The sequence below is a fragment of the Ferrimonas aestuarii genome (assembly GCF_005116665.1).
GTDB classification, from domain to species: Bacteria; Pseudomonadota; Gammaproteobacteria; order Enterobacterales; family Shewanellaceae; genus Ferrimonas; species Ferrimonas aestuarii.
The window spans coordinates 109,571-128,458 of the sequence record NZ_SWCJ01000001.1 but is presented as its reverse complement, the minus strand read 5'-3'; the positions used below and the strand labels follow the sequence as shown (position 1 = coordinate 128,458).

Sequence of the window (18,888 nt, the reverse complement as noted above, 5' to 3'; positions counted from 1 at the left end):
GCATGAGTTAACTGGCTTTAGCTACCGATTCGCCATATAGGGGGCTCAGGGCTCGCAATAGATCGTGACGGCTCATGGTGCCCACCAATTGGCCGTTTTCCACCACAGGATATTGATGAGGCTTAGCGGGTTTACTTTGGCGAACCCGCTCTTTAAGGGACAATGAACACAACGCAGTTGCTCGTCCCATCACCGACGTTGGGTAAACCTGCTCAACATCGATGCAGATCTGCTCGGCTAAATCTCGAATCAGATCCCTTGGGCTCAATGCCACCACCTGCTGCTGCATCAGTTCTTGTACTGTTAAATCCATGGACGGACGATAATCACAACACCAAAGGTCGATGAGAAGATCGTGCTCCGTCAACACGCCAACCAACTGGTTTCGACTGTCCACAACCGGCGCCCAACCGGCTTGAGATTGCTGCATTATGGCTAACGCGTCAGTGATGGTCTGAGTGGGGGCAAGCACCACTTTGGGCGGGTGCATATAATCAGCCACTTTCTGAAAACGAGTCATCACATTACCTACCTTTTTTATTGTTGTGCTCTATCTACGTCCTCAGATTACCCCGAACTTCAAGAATCAGATAATTGATATTGCTTCCAGATTTATTCAATAAAACTGATGCATTGTTGGTTTTGTGGTCTAATGAAACATCATCCTTATTCGGTGTTTTTTCGAATGCGATTTTCCCTTAAACAGTTGGCCGTTTTTCATGCAATTGCCGAAACCGGAGGCGTGTCAAAGGCCGCCAATCAACTGGCCATGACCCAGTCCGCAGCCAGCATGTCCCTATCTCAATTGGAGCGCAGTCTAGGTCGGCCCTTATTTGAGCGCCATGGTAAACGAATGGTGCTCAGCCATTGGGGTCACTGGCTGCGACCAAAAGCCAAAAAACTGCTCGATGATGCTCGTCAAATTGAGTTAGGACTCTATGACCAACACCTGGTCAGTGGTGAGATCACTTTGGCGGCTAGCCAGACCGCGGCCGAGCACCTGGTGCCCACATTAATTAGCAGGATTGACAGCGATTTCCCTGAAGTTAGGGTCGATCTTGAAGTTAAAAACACCGAAAAGGTAATTAATGGAATTTTGGATTACCACTATGATCTGGGCATCATTGAAGGACGCTGTGATGACAGCCGTATCGCCCAAAAAGTATGGCGAGAAGACCACCTAGTGATCGTCGCCGGTAAACACCATCCCTATGCCCAATATCAACAGATAAGTCCCATACAACTTAGCCAAGCTAAGTGGGTACTGCGAGAGCCCGGTGCTGGTACTCGCCGTATCTTTAACACCGCCATTCACCACCTCGCACCAGAGCTCGATGTGTGGCGTGAGTATGAGCATGTGCCAGTGTTAAGAAACTTAGTGATCCAAGGCTATTATTTAAGCTGCCTTCCCTATCTCGACGTTGCCAAAGACCTCGCCGAGGGCCGACTGGTCGCCCTCAATGTACCGGAGATGGATATGACACGAACACTTTCGTTTATATGGCGCAAAGACAGTGCTGACAATCCTATTCGAGAATGCATATTTAATGAGGCCAAAAGTCTCATTTCTAAGCATATTCATCAATAAAACCACTATGCACCATCAGCAAAGCTGATGGTTAAAATTCAGCAACTGTGATCAAGTGCAACCCACGCAGCAAGCAGTAATTGACCCAGATCACACTTGCAATGTGGCGCTATCGACTATTAGGTCATCACAATCGCTTGTCGATGACCTATACGGCCTTTTCCCTCGTAAAAGGCAGTGATAGATTAACCCCATGTATCGAATCAGTTGGAGTATCCAGTGAAAGGGCAGATCCTTAGGGAAATGAAGGTATTGGCAGATATTGAGCCAGAGTTTGAAGTCACTCGCCGTGTGGCATTTATTCAAAGCAAACTCAAACAATCGGGCTGCAAAGCCGTGGTTCTAGGCATTAGCGGCGGTGTCGACTCCAGCCTGACCGGCCGTTTATGCCAATTGGCCATCGATGGCTTAAACCAAGATTTAGCTCAACCTGAATACCAGTTCATTGCTGTGCGCCTGCCTTATGGAACCCAGCAGGATGAAGATGAAGCACAAATGGCATGCCGATTTATCGAGCCCAGCAAGCTGGTAACGGTAAACGTCAAAGCAGGAGTCGATGGGGTTCACACCGACACTCTTAATGCAGTGGCAGAAGCTGGCATCGATACCAGCGATGTCGCCAAAGTTGATTTCGTCAAAGGTAACGTTAAAGCGCGCATGCGCATGGTCGCTCAATATGAGATTGCTGGACTCGTTGGCGGCTTAGTGGCTGGAACCGATCACAGTGCCGAGAACATCACCGGCTTTTACACCAAGCATGGTGATGGAGCCTGCGACTTAGCGCCTATCTTCGGTCTTAACAAGCGCCAAGTGCGTAAACTCGCGAGCTACCTTGGCGCCCCAGAACGCCTGGTCGTCAAAGCTCCAACGGCCGATCTGGAGGAGGACCGCCCTCAACTGGAAGACGAAGTAGCTCTAGGCCTGACCTACGATCAAATTGATGATTTTCTGGAAGGAAAGACCATCGAGGCAGAAGCTGAGGCCAAACTAATAGGGATCTACAAGGCGACTCAACATAAACGCCAACCTATTCCCACCATCTACGACTGATTCCAGAATACTCAGTGACTTCAACTTATGAAGTCACTGAGGGTTTCCCCCTCCTCCCCACAAAGCCACAGCCGCCCCCAGAAACACTTCCAACGCATTATACGAACTTGGTATCCCTAACGCTGTCAGGACAGCGTAAAGCGCTTATTAGGGGTTAAACGGATTCTCGATACATGGAAAAGTTCAGGCGTGACCCAAGGCCGGCAATCCGACCGAACGCGCATAAAAAACCCGAGCACTGCTCGGGCTTCATTATAAATGATGGCGCGCTCGGGAGGGTGATAACGGAAGTTAGAAAGCAACGCTTTCGCCGGTATCACGCCGAAGGGCTTGCCCGCAGGTCGGCAATACGACCGAACGCGCATAAAAAAACCCGAGCACTGCTCGGGCTTCATTATAAATGATGGCGCGCTCGGGAGGGTGATAACGGAAGTTAGAAAGCAGCGCTTTCGCCGGTATCACGCCGAAGGGCTTGCCCGCAGGCCGGCAATCCGACCGAACGCGCATAAAAAAACCCGAGCACTGCTCGGGCTTCATTATAAATGATGGCGCGCTCGGGAGGGTGATAACGGAAGTTAGAAAGCAGCGCTTTCGCCGGTATCACGCCAAAGGGCTTGCCCGCAGGCCGGCAATCCGACCGAACGCGCATAAAAAAACCCGAGCACTGCTCGGGCTTCATTATAAATGATGGCGCGCTCGGGAGGATTCGAACCTCCGACCGCCTGGTTCGTAGCCAGGTACTCTATCCAGCTGAGCTACGAGCGCGCAGAAACTTGATTGTAGTCGAACTTCCATGAAATTGAGTTCGATTTAAAAATGGCGCGTCCTGGAGGGTTTCTGCGGAGTAAGAAAGCAACGCTTTCGCCGCATAAACGCCGTAGGACTTGTCTGAAGGCCGGCAATCCGACCTAAGTCGCCAACCGCCCCTGAGCTTGCTCAGGCAGCATTTAAAATGGCGCGTCCTGGAGGATTCGAACCTCCGACCGCCTGGTTCGTAGCCAGGTACTCTATCCAGCTGAGCTAAGGACGCAGATTTAGATAATTCTAAGAATTACTAAAAATAATGGCGCGCTCGGGAGGATTCGAACCTCCGACCGCCTGGTTCGTAGCCAGGTACTCTATCCAGCTGAGCTACGAGCGCGCAGAAACTTGTTGTTGTGTGAGAAAATGGCGCGCTCGGGAGGATTCGAACCTCCGACCGCCTGGTTCGTAGCCAGGTACTCTATCCAGCTGAGCTACGAGCGCGTATTTTTCACTATTATCTGAATCTAATCAGATAATCAATAAGATGGCGCGTCCTGGAGGGTTTCTGCGGAGTAAGAAAGCAACGCTTTCGCCGCATAAACGCCGTAGGACTCGTCCGAAGGCCGGCAATCCGACCTAAGTCGCCAACAGCACCTGAGCTTGCTCAGGTAGCAATTTAAAATGGCGCGTCCTGGAGGATTCGAACCTCCGACCGCCTGGTTCGTAGCCAGGTACTCTATCCAGCTGAGCTAAGGACGCACTTCAAATTGTTGTCTTCCCCTTGGGGAAAATAAAAGCCACGCAAGCACTTTTGCGTGGCTTCCTTAAATAATGGCGCGCTCGGGAGGGTTATAACGGAAGTTAGAAAGCAACGCTTTCGCCGGTATAACCGCCGTAGGGCTTGTCCCGAAGGCCGGCAATCCGACCGTGACGCAATGATAATCTGAGCTCCGCTCAGACATCAATAATATGGCGCGCTCGGGAGGATTCGAACCTCCGACCGCCTGGTTCGTAGCCAGGTACTCTATCCAGCTGAGCTACGAGCGCGCAATGGCGGTGAGGGAGGGATTCGAACCCTCGATACCGATCAAGGTATACGCCCTTAGCAGGGGCGCGCCTTCAGCCACTCGGCCACCTCACCATGCACTTTATCGTTTGGGAGGAAGTACCACCCACACCAATACAGAGTGTCTCTGCGTTGGTGCGGGGCGTATATTACGGTGTGGCAGAAATAAGTCAAACGCTTTTTCCCGACAACGACATCGACTGCACTGTTTTTGCCCAACTCGGTCTGTCATCGGTCAAATAGAGCAAATATTATGACTCGAAATAGCGCAAGAGCGAATTTCATTCGCCCATAAAAAAACCGACGCCATTGCGTCGGTTTTTTTAGAAGTTTCCACCTTGCGGCGAGCCGTCTTTCTCGGCTTGAATTCGCATGTAGATCTCTTCGCGGTGTACAGAAACCTCTTTCGGAGCATTAACACCAATGCGCACTTGGTTTCCCTTCACTCCCAGAACGGTGACGGTGACTTCGTCACCAATCATCAAGGTTTCGCCTACGCGGCGAGTCAAAATCAGCATTCTCTTGCTCCTCTTTGATCAAGCCCACTACGGTCAGTAGTGAATTCTTGTGCGCTATTATAAAGTTAGCTTAGATTAATTCTACCCGTATAGGCAGATATTATACGTTCTCACTCAATTTAAAAGCACTATGTAAACTTCTGACCGCTAATTCTAAGTATTTCTCCTCGATGGCCACAGAAAGCTTGATTTCCGCAGACGCCAAGAGATGTACATGAATGCCTTCTTCCGCTAACACTTCCAGCACTTGTTGAGTCAATTCACTATGCTGAGGCAGGCCTGCTCCCACAACAGAGACTTTACACATATTCTCTTTGGCAACCAAAGGCTGGCCAGAGAAACGTTCCACAACAGGATCAAGTAGTGACTTGGCTACCGCTAAATCGCTCTGCGGTAACGTAAAAGTCAATTCCACCCTATCATTAACTGCAGCAGACTGCACCAACATATCCACGGGTATTTTTGCTTCATTGAGAGGCGCAAATACTTCAGCGACTGTAGTGGTCGTCTCTTCTAAACCGGAAAGGGTAATGGCAACTTCATTACGGTTAAACGCAATTCCAGTAATTCCTTCACTCTGTCCTTGATTGTCATAACGGATAAGGGTGCCCTCTCCCGCTTGGAAACTGGATAATACTCGCAAAGGTACACGATGTTTTCCTGCAAACTCAACCGACCTGATCTGCAACACCTTGGCTCCGAGGCTAGAGAGCTCTAGCATCTCTTCAAAGGTAATGCAGTCCATCTTTCGAGCATGAGGTTCTACACGTGGATCCGTAGTATAGACCCCTTCCACATCGGTGAAAATCTGGCATTCATCAGCGCGAATGCTAGCGGCCACTGCAACCGCTGTGGTATCTGAACCACCTCGGCCCAAAGTGGTGATGTCTCCAGCACCATTAATACCTTGAAAACCCGCGATGATCGGCACTTGCCCAAGAGTCAGGCAACGCTCAATGCGCTGACATTGCACTTCGGTTATCTCAGCTCGTCCATGGTGATCATCAGTATGAATAGACACCTGACTTCCCAACAAGGATATGCCTTGAATGCCCCGCTTTTGAAGGGCTAATGCCATTAAGGCAACGGAGATTTGTTCACCGCTGCTCACAAGAACATCCAACTCACGAGCGCTGGGCTTGGCTGAAACCTTGGATGCCAAACCCAACAAACGATTGGTCTCACCGGCCATGGCCGACAGCACCACCACCACCTGATGACCCAGGTTTACGGTACGCACTATCTGATCGGCCACGGCCTCGATACGCTCAAACGAGCCTACCGAGGTTCCACCATATTTTTGTACTAGCAGTGCCACCGATTACAGTCGCTGAGCCAGCCAATCATTAACGCTTGCCAGCGCTGTCGGTACGGCGGCAACATCACTACCGCCAGCCATCGCCATATCAGGACGACCGCCACCTTTACCACCGACTTGCTGAGCTACCATGTTCACCAGCTCACCTGCTTTCACTTTGCCGATAAGGTCTTTGGTAACGCCAGCAATCAAGCTCACTTTGTCATCTTTGGCCACAGCCAATACCACAACACCGGTACCTAGCTTATTTTTAAGCTGATCTACGGTGTCACGTAGGCTCTTAGGATCGGCTCCTTCTAGATTAGCCACGATGACTTTGGTGCCATTGATATCCAGCGCGTCTTCCACTAGAGACGCTCCTGCATGGGCGCTAAGTTTGGCGTTCAAACGCTCAACTTCTTTTTCCAACCACTTGGTACGCTCAATCATGGTTTGAGCACGCTCACCGATGTTGCGAGAGTCGCTCTTCATCAGAGCTGCCACTTGATCCAGCTGCTCACCCAGTTCGTGCATGGCTTCAATCGCCACTTCACCGGTGATCGCTTCGATACGGCGAACACCCGCAGCAATACCACCTTCAGAGATGATCTTGAAGAAACCGATATCACCGGTGCGTTCAACGTGGGTGCCACCACAGAGCTCGGTAGAGAACTCGCCCATGCCAACAACACGAACTTCATCGTCGTACTTCTCACCGAATAGCGCCATAGCTCCTGCCTCTTTAGCAGCGTCAATGTCCATTAGGCGGGTTGCCACGGGGTTGTTAGCGCGAATCTGCTCGTTAACCAGCTTTTCTACGGTGCGCAGTGCTTTCACACTCACACCTTCGAAGTGGCTGAAGTCAAAACGCAGTGAATCGGCAGTAACCAGAGAGCCTTTCTGAGTCACGTGGTCGCCCAGCACTTTGCGCAGCGCGGCGTGAACTAAGTGAGTCGCAGAGTGGTTCAACTTAATGGCTTGACGACGCTCTTCGGTGATCGCAGCGGTAAGTTCTTCACCCACGTGGATTTCACCACCGGAGACGTAACCGATGTGAAGAATGGCATCGCCGGATTTCTTAGTATCGGTAACGGTGAACGCGCCATCTTGCATGATAAGCTCACCGGTATCACCCACCTGGCCACCACTTTCGCCATAGAAGCTGGTGCGGTCCAGAATCACCTGGCCCTCTTCACCTTCCAGCAGTTGGCCAACGGATTCGCCCTCTTTGTAGATGGCGATAACCTTGCCCCACTGCTCAGCCTTGTCGTAGCCAGTAAATTCGCTTTGCGCATCAATGGCGGTAACGTTGGCGTAATCCACGCTGAACTTACCGGCATCGCGGGCTCGCTGACGCTGTGCTTCCATCTCGGCGTTAAAGCCGTCTTCGTCGATCTCAAAACCACGCTCACGAGCCACGTCGTTGGTCAGATCCGCAGGGAAACCATAGGTGTCGTACAGCTTAAATACGGTTTCGCCATCCAGCACTTTGCCATCTAAGTTTTCTAGGGCGTCGCTGAGAATTTGCAGGCCACGCTCCAGAGTACGACCGAAGTTTTCCTCTTCGATACGCAGTACTTTTTCAACCATCGCTTGCTGAGCTTTCAGCTCTTCACCAGCACCACCCATCACTTCGGCCAGCGGGCCAACCAGTTTGTGGAAGAAGGTACCGGTAGCGCCCAGCTTGTTCCCGTGACGTACCGCACGGCGAATAATGCGGCGCAGTACGTAACCACGACCTTCATTGGATGGCATTACGCCGTCAACAATTAGGTAGGCACACGAGCGAATGTGGTCGGCAATCACGCGCAGTGACTTATTGTCCAAGTCTTCGGTGCCAACAACGTTAGCAGCCTCTTTGATCAGGGTCTGGAAGATGTCGATGTCGTAGTTGGAGTGACCACCTTGCAGAATGGCAGCCACACGCTCAATGCCCATACCGGTATCTACCGCAGGCTTAGGCAGAGGCTCCATGGTTCCGTCGGCATGACGGTTGTACTGCATGAATACGATGTTCCAGATTTCGATGAAGCGATCGCCATCCTCTTCCGGCGTACCAGGGCGGCCGCCCCAGTGCTGCTCACCGTGATCGTAGAAAATTTCGGTACATGGACCACATGGACCGGTATCACCCATCTGCCAGAAGTTATCTGAAGCGTATGGTGCGCCTTTGTTATCACCGATACGAATGATGTCTTCGGCAGGCACGCCCATCTCTTTGTTCCAGATGTCGAAAGCTTCGTCATCGGTTTCGTATACGGTTACACACAGCTTCTCTTTCGGCAGTTTCATCTCTACCGTCAGAAACTCCCACGCAAACTTAATTGCTTCACGCTTAAAGTAATCGCCGAAGCTGAAGTTACCCAACATTTCAAAGAAGGTGTGGTGACGCGCCGTAAAACCCACGTTTTCCAGATCGTTATGCTTACCACCAGCTCGCACACAGCGCTGCGCTGTGGTGGCTCGGGTGTAGCTACGTTGCTCGGCACCAAGGAAGCAGTCCTTAAACTGGTTCATACCAGCGTTGGTGAACAGCAAGGTGGGATCGTTGTGTGGCACCAGAGAGCTGGAAGCCACCACTTCGTGGTTTTGGGTACGGAAATATTCCAGGAAAGCTTCCCGAATTTCAGCCGTGGTCATACGCATGCGGTCATCCTGAAAAAGGCAGTAGTAAATTCATTTGGGCGACTTTAAATGGCAAGCGTGCCATAAAGTGGCCTATCCAAACGGCCAATTATATCCGCAACGTCACCACGCAAACCAGTAGCGAATCAGCAAATGTTGCGATTTGTCCTCTTCAGTAGGGTCAAGCGATGGCAAAGCTCATCAAAAAACCGAACTCCATTGGTACAAAAATCAGCTCGCTTGATTTTCACAAAGGGCTCTTCGTAGACTAGCGCCATCTTCAGCCCAACAGGCATTTCCATGAAATTACCCCAAAACTCTGCCCAGTCTCAGCGCATGAGTTACCTGCTTATTGCCGTCATCGCCCTGATCCACCTTGCCATTGCAGGTCAAGTTCCACTGGGTGTTGATGAGGCTCACTATGCCCTTTACGCTCTGCACCCTGCGTTAAGTTATTTCGACCATCCGCCTCTGGTGGGATGGCTGCAGATGCTGATAGCCCCTTTTGGCTACTCTGAGTTTACAGTGCGCCTGGTACCAACTCTGCTGTTTGCCATGGCGAGCATTCAGGTGCTGCACCTAACACGACAGTTGTTCCCTGCGGCTGATGAGCGCGCGCCATTTGTCGCCGTGGCGATCTTAAACCTTGCGCCGTTTCTGCAGTTGATGGGCTGGGGTTTGGTTCCTGATATGCCACTGATGGTGGTGGCACTGGCAGCCATTCAGGTCACTTACAAACTCCACAAAGCCCCCTCTCTCGGACTGTGGTTAGCCCTTGGTGCCCTCTACGGTTTAGCTGGATTATCCAAATACACCGCGGTATTCCTGCCTTTGGGGCTGATTGGCTTTATGTGCCAATACCACGGCTGGCGCTGGATACTCAAACCCGCTCCTTGGCTGGCCGCCCTGCTGGCTCTGGCTTTAATCTCTCCGGTGCTTATCTGGAACCAAGCCAATGACTGGATCTCTTTTAACTACCAAACCGACCGCGGCTTAACTGTCAACGCTTGGCAGCTCAAAGATGCGGTGGTAATTCAGCTAGCACAGGCGGGGCTGTACTCCTTCTTGGCGTATGTGGGTGCCATTGCGGCCACCCTTGCGCTGCTGCGTAAACGCTGGCAGAGCGATAAAGACAGCGCCGCGCTGCTGGTCTGGAGCGCATGGCCTCTTTTACTGGTAATTGGTTACTCCGCGGGAGATGGTCCGGTGCTGCCAAACTGGCCTGCCATGGCGTGGACACTGTTGGCGCCATTAAGCGCAGTTTGGATCATTGAGCAATGGCAACAACGCTGGGTACGATTACTCACCTACGCATCCACTTCACTGTCATTAGTGGTCATCGGCTTTGTATTCCTGTTTTTTGCCTTCATGCCACTTAAGACCATGCCATTTATGGCCAAAGCTCTACGAGATCTAAATGGTTGGCAACAAGCTGCTCAACATGCCGCCACCTTGAAATCCGAGCATTTCGGACCCAATTCCGATGCCGTATTGCTGGTCGATAATTGGACTAAAGCCAGCCGAATAGCATGGTACGCCTACCCTGAACAGACTCAGGTACTGGCAAACAGAACCACCCAGTTTAGCATATGGTTTGGCCAGCCGAGCCCTCAAAGCCGAGGCATCCTAGTGCGAGATAAGGGCGCCGAAGCGAACCTCGACTACCCACAATTCGGACTGAGCTGTGAACGCATTGACTCACTGGAAACCGGCATCGATGGCATCGCCATTAACCAGTTCCAGTTTTATCTTTGCCAAGCCAAATAGACCGAAATTACTGAGACTAAGCGCACCGAAAAGGTGCGCTTTTCACTTTGCCAGTCCCTAACCGATTTTTTCTCATCGCCAGCGCCTGTTTCCAACCCACACGCCACCCACCAAATTAAACAATTGATTTAAATAATATTATTTAAAACTCCTGTCGTAAGAGAATTCCTGACAAGTTAAACAAACCTCAACTCCAAGCAGGGTTATGTGAACTTTTTTCCACATTTTAGTCACGGCCACTGCTCTAGGATGCCCGCAAGATAAAAATTGTTCACAAGGTGTTCCGAGGTATGAGTTCAACCCCATTTGGTGCAATGCCCCTGTTTAGGTACGCCAGCTTACTGCTGCTACCTGCAACCGCGGCACTGCTGTTGTTTCAGCTTAATGAACCGCTATTTTTGCTGCTAAATGGATCCTTGGCACCCACTTTCGGCGAGCCTGTTTGGGTTCTGCTCACAAACCTAGGAGACGGTTTCTTCCTGTTCCCTTTGGCGATGCTGTTGTTAAGAAGACATCGCCAAACCTGGTTACCGCTGCTGCTCACCATGCTCGTCGGTGCTGTGCTTCTTAACACGGGTAAAGCGATTTTGGGCATCGCTCGTCCCCATGGCGTTCTGGGCGCTGAACTGGTCAATGTGATTGGCCCAGCGCTAAACAAACACGCGTTCCCATCGGGGCACACTGGCACCATTTTCCTGCTAGCTGGCATCGCTATGTTGCACCTGAAATCCCACCTTCGTACGCTAATCGTTGCGCTCGCTATCGGTACCGCTATCTCCCGCATTGCCGTTGGCGCCCACTGGCCCGCAGACGTATTGGCAGGAGCCTGGGTTGGCATTGTCTCCGCCATTTTGGGGAACGCCTGGGCCAACAAAGTTTCCAAAAGCGCTAGCACCATTCGACCGCAGTCTCTAGACAATCTAAAGACCCGCCTTTCCTTTGTTTTCTTAGGCTTTGTTGCCGTATTCACGCTGCCGTTCTACGACAACGATTTTCAAGTCTTCGGCTACTTGGTGGCGTTTCAATATCTATTGGCCTTAGTCGCGCTGGTGATGTCACTGTCCGAGCTGCGTTTGCTTGCCAAAGCGTTTCTGGCTGAGCATCAAGCTCAACTGGAGCCTCAGTGGCTGGCTTTCAAACAGGTGGCGTTTCGCTTCATCAAATTTGGCCTAGTGGGCTCAAGTGGTTTTGTTGTGGACTTGATGCTCTACAGCTTGCTTTCAACTCTATTTGGCATTCCGCACCTAGCGGCTCGCGGCGGTTCCTACTGGATGACCGCCACTTGGAACTGGTTCTGGAACCGCAAAGTCACCTTTGCCAGCAGCAATGACACCCCAAAAGCCACCCAATGGGGCAAGTACATGGCCATGTGTCTCATCAGTTTCGTACCGAACTGGGGCACCTACTACCTACTAACAACCTTTGCGCCCTACTTCATGGAACATAAGCAGTTGGCGCTGATTGCCGGTGTTGCCGCAGGGATGCTGTTTAACTTCACCATCGCCTCACTCTTCGTCTTTACCAAGCGTCGTGGCGCTCTGGTTAAGGAGCAATAAGCATGAAAGTCGATACCATGCGCAACATCGACCATTACGCCGGCGTGCCGCTGTGTTTCCTATTGTCGATGGTTCAGTCCGTCATCCGTTGGTTTACGCCAGCTAAACGCACCGCACCGAAAAACGTGCTGTTTGTTGAGCTGTCAGAGATGGGCAGCGCCATCTTGGCCGACCCAGCCATGCGCTGGCTAAAGCAGCAAAATACAGAGCTTCACTTCGTGATCTTTAAAGACAATGCGGTGAGCTTGAGTCTGCTAAACACCATCCCCAAGGACAACATCTTCACCATCCGCCCTGACAACTTGGTGACTCTGGCTTTGGATACCTTGAAGTTTTTGGCTTGGTCGCGCCAAAAGGGCATCGATACGGTAATCGATCTTGAGCTGTTCTCCCGCTTTACTGCGCTGCTCAGTGGTCTTTGTGGTGCCAGCAATCGGGTCGGTTTTCACCGCACTCACGATGAAGGCTTATACCGTGGCAACATGTTGACGCACCCGGTGATGTACAATAGCCACCGTCATATTTCTCAGAACTTTATGGCGCTGGTTCGTGGTGCGTTGGCAAAACCGGGCACTCACTATCAGAAAGCCCTTATCAGCGATGACGAAGTGGTGCTGGCTCGAGCTGAGATAAATCCGGAACTGACTCAAAGCGTATTCGATAAAATTCAAAGCCGTTACCCGCAGTTTGTGCCTGGGCAGCAACGAATTATGCTGGTCAATCCCAATGCCAGTGATCTTCTGCCACAGCGTCGCTGGTTCAAAGACCGCTTTGCTCAGGTGATTCGTCAAGTTCTCAGCGATTACCCTGACATGCTGGTGATCATCACCGGTTCTAAAGCGGAATTTGATGGGGCAGAAGTTTTATCAAACCAAGTGGACAATCCGCGCTGCATCAACAGTGCTGGCCTATTTGAGTTTAAGGAGTTGGTACCACTTTATGCCGCATCTGATCTGATGCTGTCGAACGACTCAGGTCCACCGCACTTCGCGTCGGTTACTGGCCTTAAAACTTTCGTGATTTTTGGTCCAGAGACACCAAGCCTGTACAGCGCACTGGGTAACTGTACCCCCATTTATGCTGGGCTAGCCTGCTCTCCTTGTGTGAGCGCCGCCAACCACCGTAAGACCAGCTGTGTGGAAAATGAGTGCCTAAACGCCATTACTGCCGAACAGGTGCTGGCGATCATGCAGCCTGCGCTTAGCCTCAGCCAGTTTGCCAAAGCCAGTTAAGGGCATATAAAAGATACAGCGCTAAAACAAACGGCCACTCAGATGAGTGGCCGTTTTTATTTTGCTTCTATATAAGGAGGAGCGATTAGTCTTGTTGCAGCGCGGACAGCGCCTCACGAATCTGATCCGACTCAAAGCCTCGTCCCATCAGAAAGCGAAACGCTTTTTGTCGTCCATGGTAATCACAGAGGTCAAACTTATGAGCACGACGCTCGGCCAGATCCCCGCACAACTGCCACCAGTCGAGTTCTGATTGATTCAGTGCGGCTTCAATCAAGTGCGGCGCTACCCTCTTTAGTTTTAACTCTTGGCGAATCTTCTGCGGCCCTTGGCCTGATAGGGCTCGACTTCGTGCGTACCCCATGGCAAAGCGGCCATCATCCAGATAGCCCCACTCATCACACTGAGCGACCGATTCCTCTATCTCAGAAACAGAAAAGCCGCGCTGATGCAGTTTCTGCTTCAGCTCGGCTTTCGAGTGGTCACGGCGGCTGAGAATTCCCACCGCCGTTTGAATCACTGACAAGAGTTAGGCTTCTTCTTCAACGCCTTCAAACTCATCGGCCTGTGGCTCGGCTTTCACCAGCAACATAGCGCGTAGCTGAGCTTCAATCTCTTGAGCAACTTCCACGTTCTCTTTCATGAAGCGGATGCTGTTGGCTTTACCTTGGCCGATCTTATCGCCCTTGTAGCTGTACCACGCACCGGATTTCTCAACCAGCTTGTGCTTCACGCCAAGGTCAATCAGTTCACCCTCTTTAGAGCTACCTTCACCATACAGAATCTGGAATTCCGCCTGTTTAAATGGAGGCGCAACCTTATTCTTCACGACTTTCACTCGAGTTTCGTTACCCACCACCTCGTCACCATCTTTGATGGCACCGGTGCGGCGAATGTCCAAACGAACGGAAGAGTAGAACTTCAGAGCGTTACCACCGGTGGTGGTCTCTGGGTTACCAAACATCACACCAATCTTCATACGGATTTGGTTAATGAAGATACACAGGGTGTTGGAACGCTTGATGTTGGCGGTCAGCTTACGCAAAGCCTGAGACATCAGACGAGCTTGCAGACCAACGTGGGAGTCACCCATCTCACCTTCAATTTCTGCTTTTGGCGTCAGAGCGGCTACGGAGTCAACAATCACTACGTCAACGGCGCCGGAACGAACCAGCATGTCACAGATCTCAAGGGCCTGTTCACCAGTATCTGGCTGAGACACCAGCAGCTCTTTTACGTTTACACCCAGCTTTTCAGCGTAGATAGGGTCCAGTGCGTGTTCCGCATCCACGAAAGCACAGGTTTTACCTACCTTCTGCGCTTCGGCAATCACCTGCAGCGTCAACGTGGTTTTACCTGACGATTCCGGACCGTAAATCTCAACAACTCGACCCGCTGGCAGACCGCCGATACCCAGAGCCACGTCCAGCCCCAGAACACCGGTGGAAATCGCTTCGATATCCATCGCGGTGGCGTCGCCCAAACGCATGATCGACCCTTTGCCAAATTGCTTCTCAATCTGCCCAAGGGCAGCGCTTAATGCACGCTGTTTGTTGTTATCCATTGCAAGCTCCACTCTTAAATTCGATAAAACGGTTGTCGTTAACTGCACCCAGTATACTGTATGGTCATACAGTATCAAGAACTGTTTACTGTATGGAGGCAAATTTCATTAAAAGGTATCATAACGCCTTTGTTAGTTAGCCAGTCAGGATTCCCGTGAGCACCCAGTCCGCCTCTTTCGCCCAGCATACGCCCATGATGCAGCAATACCTTACTCTCAAAGCCGAACATCAGGACGTGATCCTGTTCTATCGCATGGGCGATTTCTACGAGCTGTTTTACGACGATGCCAAACGCACCGCCCAGCTTTTGGACATCACTCTCACCGCTCGTGGCAAAAGCGGTGGCGAGCCCATCCCGATGGCTGGGGTTCCCTATCATGCGGTAGAAGGGTATCTGGCTCGCTTGGTGCAGATGGGCGAATCGGTGGCGATCTGTGAACAGGTTGGCGATCCTGCCACCAGCAAAGGACCGGTAGAGCGAAAAGTGGTGCGCATTGTTACCCCGGGAACGGTAACTGACGAAGCACTACTGAATGAACGCCGCGATAACTTAGTGGTCGCCGTCTGTGAACACCAAGGCCGCTACGGCTTGGCGGCTCTGGATGTCACCTCTGGGCGCTTTTTCCTAAATGAACTGAATGACGACGAAGCCTTTGCTGCTGAACTGATGCGTGTCTCTCCAGCGGAGCTGCTCTACCCAGAATCATTCTGCAGCATGGGACTTATTGACAATTACCAAGGCCTGCGCCGCCGCCCAGAGTGGGAGTTCGACCTAGCCACCGCCCGCAAGCAGCTCACCGATCAGTTTGGTACCCGAGATCTCGCTGGCTTTGGCGTCGACAACGCCACCCTAGGTCTAAGCGCCGCCGGTTGCCTACTGCAATACGTAAAAGATACCCAGCGCACTGCGCTGCCGCACATCCGTGGCATCAGCCGCCAGATGAGCGACGACTGCATTATCCTCGACGCGGCCACCCGTAAGAATTTGGAGCTCACCCAAAACCTAAGTGGCGGCATCGACAATACCCTGGCTTCGGTCTTAGATCGCAGCGCCACCGCCATGGGCTCTCGCCAGTTGCAGCGCTGGTTGCATCAGCCTCTGACTGACCGGACCGTGCTGAACGGTCGATTGGATGCGGTGGAAGAGCTGCTTGATGAAGGCCTAAGCCCAGATCTGCACCAACTACTTAAAGGCATTGGTGACATCGAGCGTGTATTGGCTCGCTTAGCAATTCGCAGTGCTCGGCCACGAGACTTCACCCGTCTGCGTCATGGTTTGCAGCAACTGCCAGAGCTCAAAGCCACCCTAGAGGCCTGCCAATCCCCGAGAATTCAACAGCTCTACTCCGCTCTTGGCGACTTCCCTGACGAAGTTGAGCTGCTGGAAAATGCCATCATCGATAACCCGCCAGTGCTGATTCGAGATGGCGGCGTGATTGCTCCGGGTTACAACAGCGATCTGGATTACTGGCGCGACCTATCCCAAGGCGCCACTGATTATCTGGCCGAGCTGGAGCAGCGCGAACGGGAAGCGACCGGCATTGCCACCTTGAAGGTGGGCTACAACAAGGTACACGGCTACTTTATCGAAGTTAGCCGTGCTCAATCCGGTTTGGTACCCGCCAGCTACGTGCGTCGCCAAACTCTGAAAAACAACGAGCGCTTTATCATTCCTGAGCTGAAAGAGCATGAAGATAAAGTGCTAACCAGTCAGGGCAAAGCGCTGGCCATTGAGAAGCAGCTGTTTGAAGAGCTGTTCGACAAACTGATGCCAAAGTTGGAAGCGCTGCAGCAATTTGGCTTCGCCTGCGCCGAGCTCGACGTGCTGCAAAACTTTGCCGAACGTGCCGACGCCTTAAACTACTGCCGTCCAGAGCTGCACGATGGCATTGGCATCGACATTCAAGGCGGTCGCCACCCTGTGGTTGAGCAGGTTCTAAGTGAACCCTTCATCGCCAACCCTGTGACACTGGCACCGGAGCGTCGCATGCTGATCCTGACCGGCCCCAACATGGGCGGTAAGTCGACCTACATGCGCCAAACCGCGCTGATTGCCCTGCTGGCGCACATCGGCTGTTTTGTGCCTGCAGATAACGCCCGTCTGGGTCATCTGGATCGCATCTTTACCCGCATCGGCGCGTCGGATGATCTGGCCTCTGGGCGCTCGACCTTTATGGTGGAGATGACCGAGACCGCCAACATTCTGAATAACGCCACCGCCAACAGCTTGGTGCTGATGGATGAGATTGGCCGCGGCACCTCCACCTACGATGGCCTGTCATTGGCGTGGGCGGCGGCCACCCATTTGGCGGAAAAGAGCCGATCGCTGACTCTGTTTGCCACCCACTACTTTGAGTTGACCCAGCTGCCGCAGACCCAAGCTGGCGCCATCAATGTGCATCTGGATGCCATCGAACACGGCGACACCATCGCCTTTATGCATGCGGTGCAAGAGGGACCGGCAAGTAAGAGCTATGGCCTGCAAGTGGCCGCATTGGCAGGGGTGCCGAAAGGGGTAATTCGCCAAGCAAAATCGAAGTTGGCGCAATTGGAAGCTCAGGAGCGTCAAGGCGGCGAGGAGCTGCAAATGACTCTGCCAATCAGCACGCCAGAAGAGGCTCATCCAGTGCTGGAGACACTAGAGCAGCTCGACCCAGATAACCTAACCCCTCGTCAGGCTCACGAACTGCTGTATCGCCTAAAGCAAGAGTTATAGAAACGTCACCAGCTCAAAAACAAACAACCCACGCATGGCGTGGGTTGTTACTATTCGGGAGCGCGAATTAGAAGTGGTACTTCACCATGAACGACAGCGCGCTCTGATCCACTTCAAAAGGCACGACATCAGGGATACCGTACTTGTTGGTCCAGTAATCGTACTCGATACCAACGAATAGCTTGTTGGCCTTATCTTTACCCATAACAGCCATACCCAAATCGTATTTTAGCTGTGGGTTAAAGTGGAAGTGCTCTTCATCATCGTTATCTTGACTGAATACCCAATCGATAAAGCCATCAAACACGATGTTTGAATTACCAACAGGGAAATCCATGCGCCATACTGGAGTCAACTGCCAGCCTTCATTGGCGTCGCCGTCCGTATTGCTGCGCTTGTATAGATTCACGCTTAAGAAGGTAAAACCTGGGACTTTCCAATCGGTACCAACACCATAGAGGAAGGTCTCAGCAGCGGCATCACCGGTTTCGTATTGAAGTGCCAACGAAACGTCAGTGATAGGGCCAAGTGACAGATCCTTACCGAAAATCTTACCAGCACTAAAACGGGTACCAATCTCAGCGTAGTTCGCGGTTTCCAGCTCATTAGGTTGCGCATCTCTAAACACAACATGATCGTAGAACGCAAACCAGTCACCGTAGCTCCAGCCACCGGCAGTTTCGAAAGTTAAAGTGGTTTGCTCAGCAGGATCAACCTCAAAGTTATCACCGTAAAGCAGGGATAAGCTTTGATCAGTCCAATAGATTTCTGCGTTCGCAAAAGTTGGCAGCAATGCCAGTGCAGCGAGAGATAAACCAAACTTCTTCATCATTAAGATCTCCATTCAGGCTCCTAAGCGCCTAGCTCTAGAGCCTTTCCTTTTGTTATTTACACGTGGGGTCAGAATTGACGTGCGGTTTTACTATAAAAGAAGGGTAAACGCGAAAATTTCAGCTAAATCAACAATCCGGGCAATTTGTCGAAATTAGTGATTTTTTTATGAGTGATTGTGATCCTGTTCACTTGTCAGACCATTTTGCCTGTGTTCCGTCGCTTTATTGTTCAAAGAAACCGAAAAAGCGATAGCATCATGGTACTGATATTCATCCAAGCTTCATGCAAAAGACACAGGAGTTGACTAGGTTGTCGCTGCCACTAGGGTCT

The 18,888-nt window shown here is 51.7% G+C and carries 13 protein-coding genes and 7 tRNA genes; 6 read left to right on the top strand and 14 right to left on the bottom strand.

Annotated features, from left to right (window positions below; translation table 11 throughout):
- Positions 1 to 7: 7 nt before the first annotated feature.
- On the bottom strand, positions 8 to 520 hold the full coding sequence (locus FCL42_RS00655) for a CBS domain-containing protein (protein ID WP_136861443.1): 513 nt from the start codon (positions 518 to 520) through the stop codon (positions 8 to 10).
- Positions 521 to 685: 165 nt separating this feature from the next.
- On the opposite strand from FCL42_RS00655, the gene FCL42_RS00650 reads away from it, so the two are divergent.
- Together FCL42_RS00650 and nadE are read left to right on the top strand one after the other, a co-directional pair.
- Complete coding sequence (locus FCL42_RS00650) at positions 686 to 1,588, top strand: LysR substrate-binding domain-containing protein (RefSeq protein ID WP_136861442.1); 903 nt, start codon at positions 686 to 688, stop codon at positions 1,586 to 1,588.
- Between the two features lie 219 nt (positions 1,589 to 1,807).
- On the top strand, positions 1,808 to 2,638 hold the full coding sequence (nadE, locus tag FCL42_RS00645) for an ammonia-dependent NAD(+) synthetase (protein WP_136861441.1): 831 nt from the start codon (positions 1,808 to 1,810) through the stop codon (positions 2,636 to 2,638).
- 688 nt (positions 2,639 to 3,326) lie between these two features.
- Here nadE and FCL42_RS00640 read toward each other — a convergent pair.
- The 10 genes from FCL42_RS00640 to alaS form a co-directional block, all read right to left on the bottom strand.
- Positions 3,327 to 3,403: transfer RNA gene (locus FCL42_RS00640), tRNA-Arg, on the bottom strand.
- Positions 3,404 to 3,591: 188 nt separating this feature from the next.
- Positions 3,592 to 3,668 (bottom strand) — tRNA-Arg (locus FCL42_RS00635).
- 34 nt (positions 3,669 to 3,702) lie between these two features.
- Positions 3,703 to 3,779 (bottom strand) — tRNA-Arg (locus FCL42_RS00630).
- Between the two features lie 27 nt (positions 3,780 to 3,806).
- A tRNA-Arg gene (locus FCL42_RS00625) sits at positions 3,807 to 3,883 on the bottom strand.
- Between the two features lie 181 nt (positions 3,884 to 4,064).
- Positions 4,065 to 4,141: transfer RNA gene (locus tag FCL42_RS00620), tRNA-Arg, on the bottom strand.
- Between the two features lie 211 nt (positions 4,142 to 4,352).
- Positions 4,353 to 4,429: transfer RNA gene (locus tag FCL42_RS00615), tRNA-Arg, on the bottom strand.
- Between the two features lie 4 nt (positions 4,430 to 4,433).
- Positions 4,434 to 4,523, bottom strand: a tRNA-Ser gene (locus tag FCL42_RS00610).
- A gap of 248 nt (positions 4,524 to 4,771) precedes the next feature.
- A complete protein-coding gene (csrA, locus tag FCL42_RS00605; protein ID WP_136861440.1) occupies positions 4,772 to 4,966 on the bottom strand; it encodes a carbon storage regulator CsrA in 195 nt (64 codons plus the stop codon).
- Between the two features lie 100 nt (positions 4,967 to 5,066).
- Positions 5,067 to 6,284, bottom strand: a complete 1,218-nt coding sequence (locus FCL42_RS00600) for an aspartate kinase (protein ID WP_136861439.1) — start codon at positions 6,282 to 6,284, stop codon at positions 5,067 to 5,069.
- A 3-nt stretch (positions 6,285 to 6,287) separates the two neighbouring features.
- Positions 6,288 to 8,909 carry an alanine--tRNA ligase gene (gene alaS / locus FCL42_RS00595; protein ID WP_136861438.1) on the bottom strand — a complete coding sequence of 874 codons (2,622 nt, stop codon included), beginning with the start codon at positions 8,907 to 8,909 and terminating at the stop codon, positions 6,288 to 6,290.
- 279 nt (positions 8,910 to 9,188) lie between these two features.
- Between alaS and FCL42_RS00590 the strand changes: the two genes are divergently transcribed.
- From FCL42_RS00590 to FCL42_RS00580, 3 genes are all read left to right on the top strand, one after another.
- Positions 9,189 to 10,655 (top strand): ArnT family glycosyltransferase, encoded by a 1,467-nt coding sequence (locus tag FCL42_RS00590; RefSeq protein ID WP_136861437.1) that lies wholly within the window; start codon positions 9,189 to 9,191, stop codon positions 10,653 to 10,655.
- A 290-nt stretch (positions 10,656 to 10,945) separates the two neighbouring features.
- The gene (locus FCL42_RS00585; protein ID WP_136861436.1) at positions 10,946 to 12,211 is read left to right on the top strand and encodes a phosphatase PAP2 family protein; all 1,266 of its coding nucleotides are present in this window, start codon (positions 10,946 to 10,948) and stop codon (positions 12,209 to 12,211) included.
- Positions 12,212 to 12,213: 2 nt separating this feature from the next.
- Positions 12,214 to 13,443 carry a glycosyltransferase family 9 protein gene (locus FCL42_RS00580; protein WP_136861435.1) on the top strand — a complete coding sequence of 410 codons (1,230 nt, stop codon included), beginning with the start codon at positions 12,214 to 12,216 and terminating at the stop codon, positions 13,441 to 13,443.
- Between the two features lie 85 nt (positions 13,444 to 13,528).
- On the opposite strand, the gene FCL42_RS00575 is transcribed toward FCL42_RS00580, so the two are convergent.
- Positions 13,529 to 13,963 carry a regulatory protein RecX gene (locus FCL42_RS00575; RefSeq protein ID WP_229359757.1) on the bottom strand — a complete coding sequence of 145 codons (435 nt, stop codon included), beginning with the start codon at positions 13,961 to 13,963 and terminating at the stop codon, positions 13,529 to 13,531.
- Positions 13,964 to 13,972: 9 nt separating this feature from the next.
- Positions 13,973 to 15,007, bottom strand: coding sequence for a recombinase RecA (recA, locus tag FCL42_RS00570; RefSeq protein WP_136861433.1), 1,035 nt, complete (start codon positions 15,005 to 15,007; stop codon positions 13,973 to 13,975).
- A gap of 194 nt (positions 15,008 to 15,201) precedes the next feature.
- On the opposite strand from recA, the gene mutS reads away from it, so the two are divergent.
- Positions 15,202 to 17,724, top strand: a complete 2,523-nt coding sequence (gene mutS, locus FCL42_RS00565) for a DNA mismatch repair protein MutS (RefSeq protein ID WP_205729208.1) — start codon at positions 15,202 to 15,204, stop codon at positions 17,722 to 17,724.
- A gap of 67 nt (positions 17,725 to 17,791) precedes the next feature.
- Here the strand turns inward: mutS and FCL42_RS00560 are convergent, their stop codons facing one another.
- Complete coding sequence (locus FCL42_RS00560; RefSeq protein ID WP_136861869.1) at positions 17,792 to 18,553, bottom strand: outer membrane protein OmpK; 762 nt, start codon at positions 18,551 to 18,553, stop codon at positions 17,792 to 17,794.
- Positions 18,554 to 18,888: the final 335 nt, after the last annotated feature.

Bases quoted from the DNA above. Each gene is read 5' to 3' on its own strand.
- recA (WP_136861433.1), bottom strand. From the start codon at position 15,007: ATGGATAACAACAAACAGCGTGCATTAAGCGCTGCCCTTGGGCAGATT.
- FCL42_RS00560 (WP_136861869.1), bottom strand. From the start codon at position 18,553: ATGAAGAAGTTTGGTTTATCTCTCGCTGCACTGGCATTGCTGCCAACT.
- FCL42_RS00590 (WP_136861437.1), top strand. From the start codon at position 9,189: ATGAAATTACCCCAAAACTCTGCCCAGTCTCAGCGCATGAGTTACCTG.
- mutS (WP_205729208.1), top strand. From the start codon at position 15,202: ATGATGCAGCAATACCTTACTCTCAAAGCCGAACATCAGGACGTGATC.
- FCL42_RS00650 (WP_136861442.1), top strand. From the start codon at position 686: ATGCGATTTTCCCTTAAACAGTTGGCCGTTTTTCATGCAATTGCCGAA.
- alaS (WP_136861438.1), bottom strand. From the start codon at position 8,909: ATGCGTATGACCACGGCTGAAATTCGGGAAGCTTTCCTGGAATATTTC.
- FCL42_RS00585 (WP_136861436.1), top strand. From the start codon at position 10,946: ATGAGTTCAACCCCATTTGGTGCAATGCCCCTGTTTAGGTACGCCAGC.
- FCL42_RS00580 (WP_136861435.1), top strand. From the start codon at position 12,214: ATGAAAGTCGATACCATGCGCAACATCGACCATTACGCCGGCGTGCCG.
- FCL42_RS00655 (WP_136861443.1), bottom strand. From the start codon at position 520: ATGACTCGTTTTCAGAAAGTGGCTGATTATATGCACCCGCCCAAAGTG.
- csrA (WP_136861440.1), bottom strand. From the start codon at position 4,966: ATGCTGATTTTGACTCGCCGCGTAGGCGAAACCTTGATGATTGGTGAC.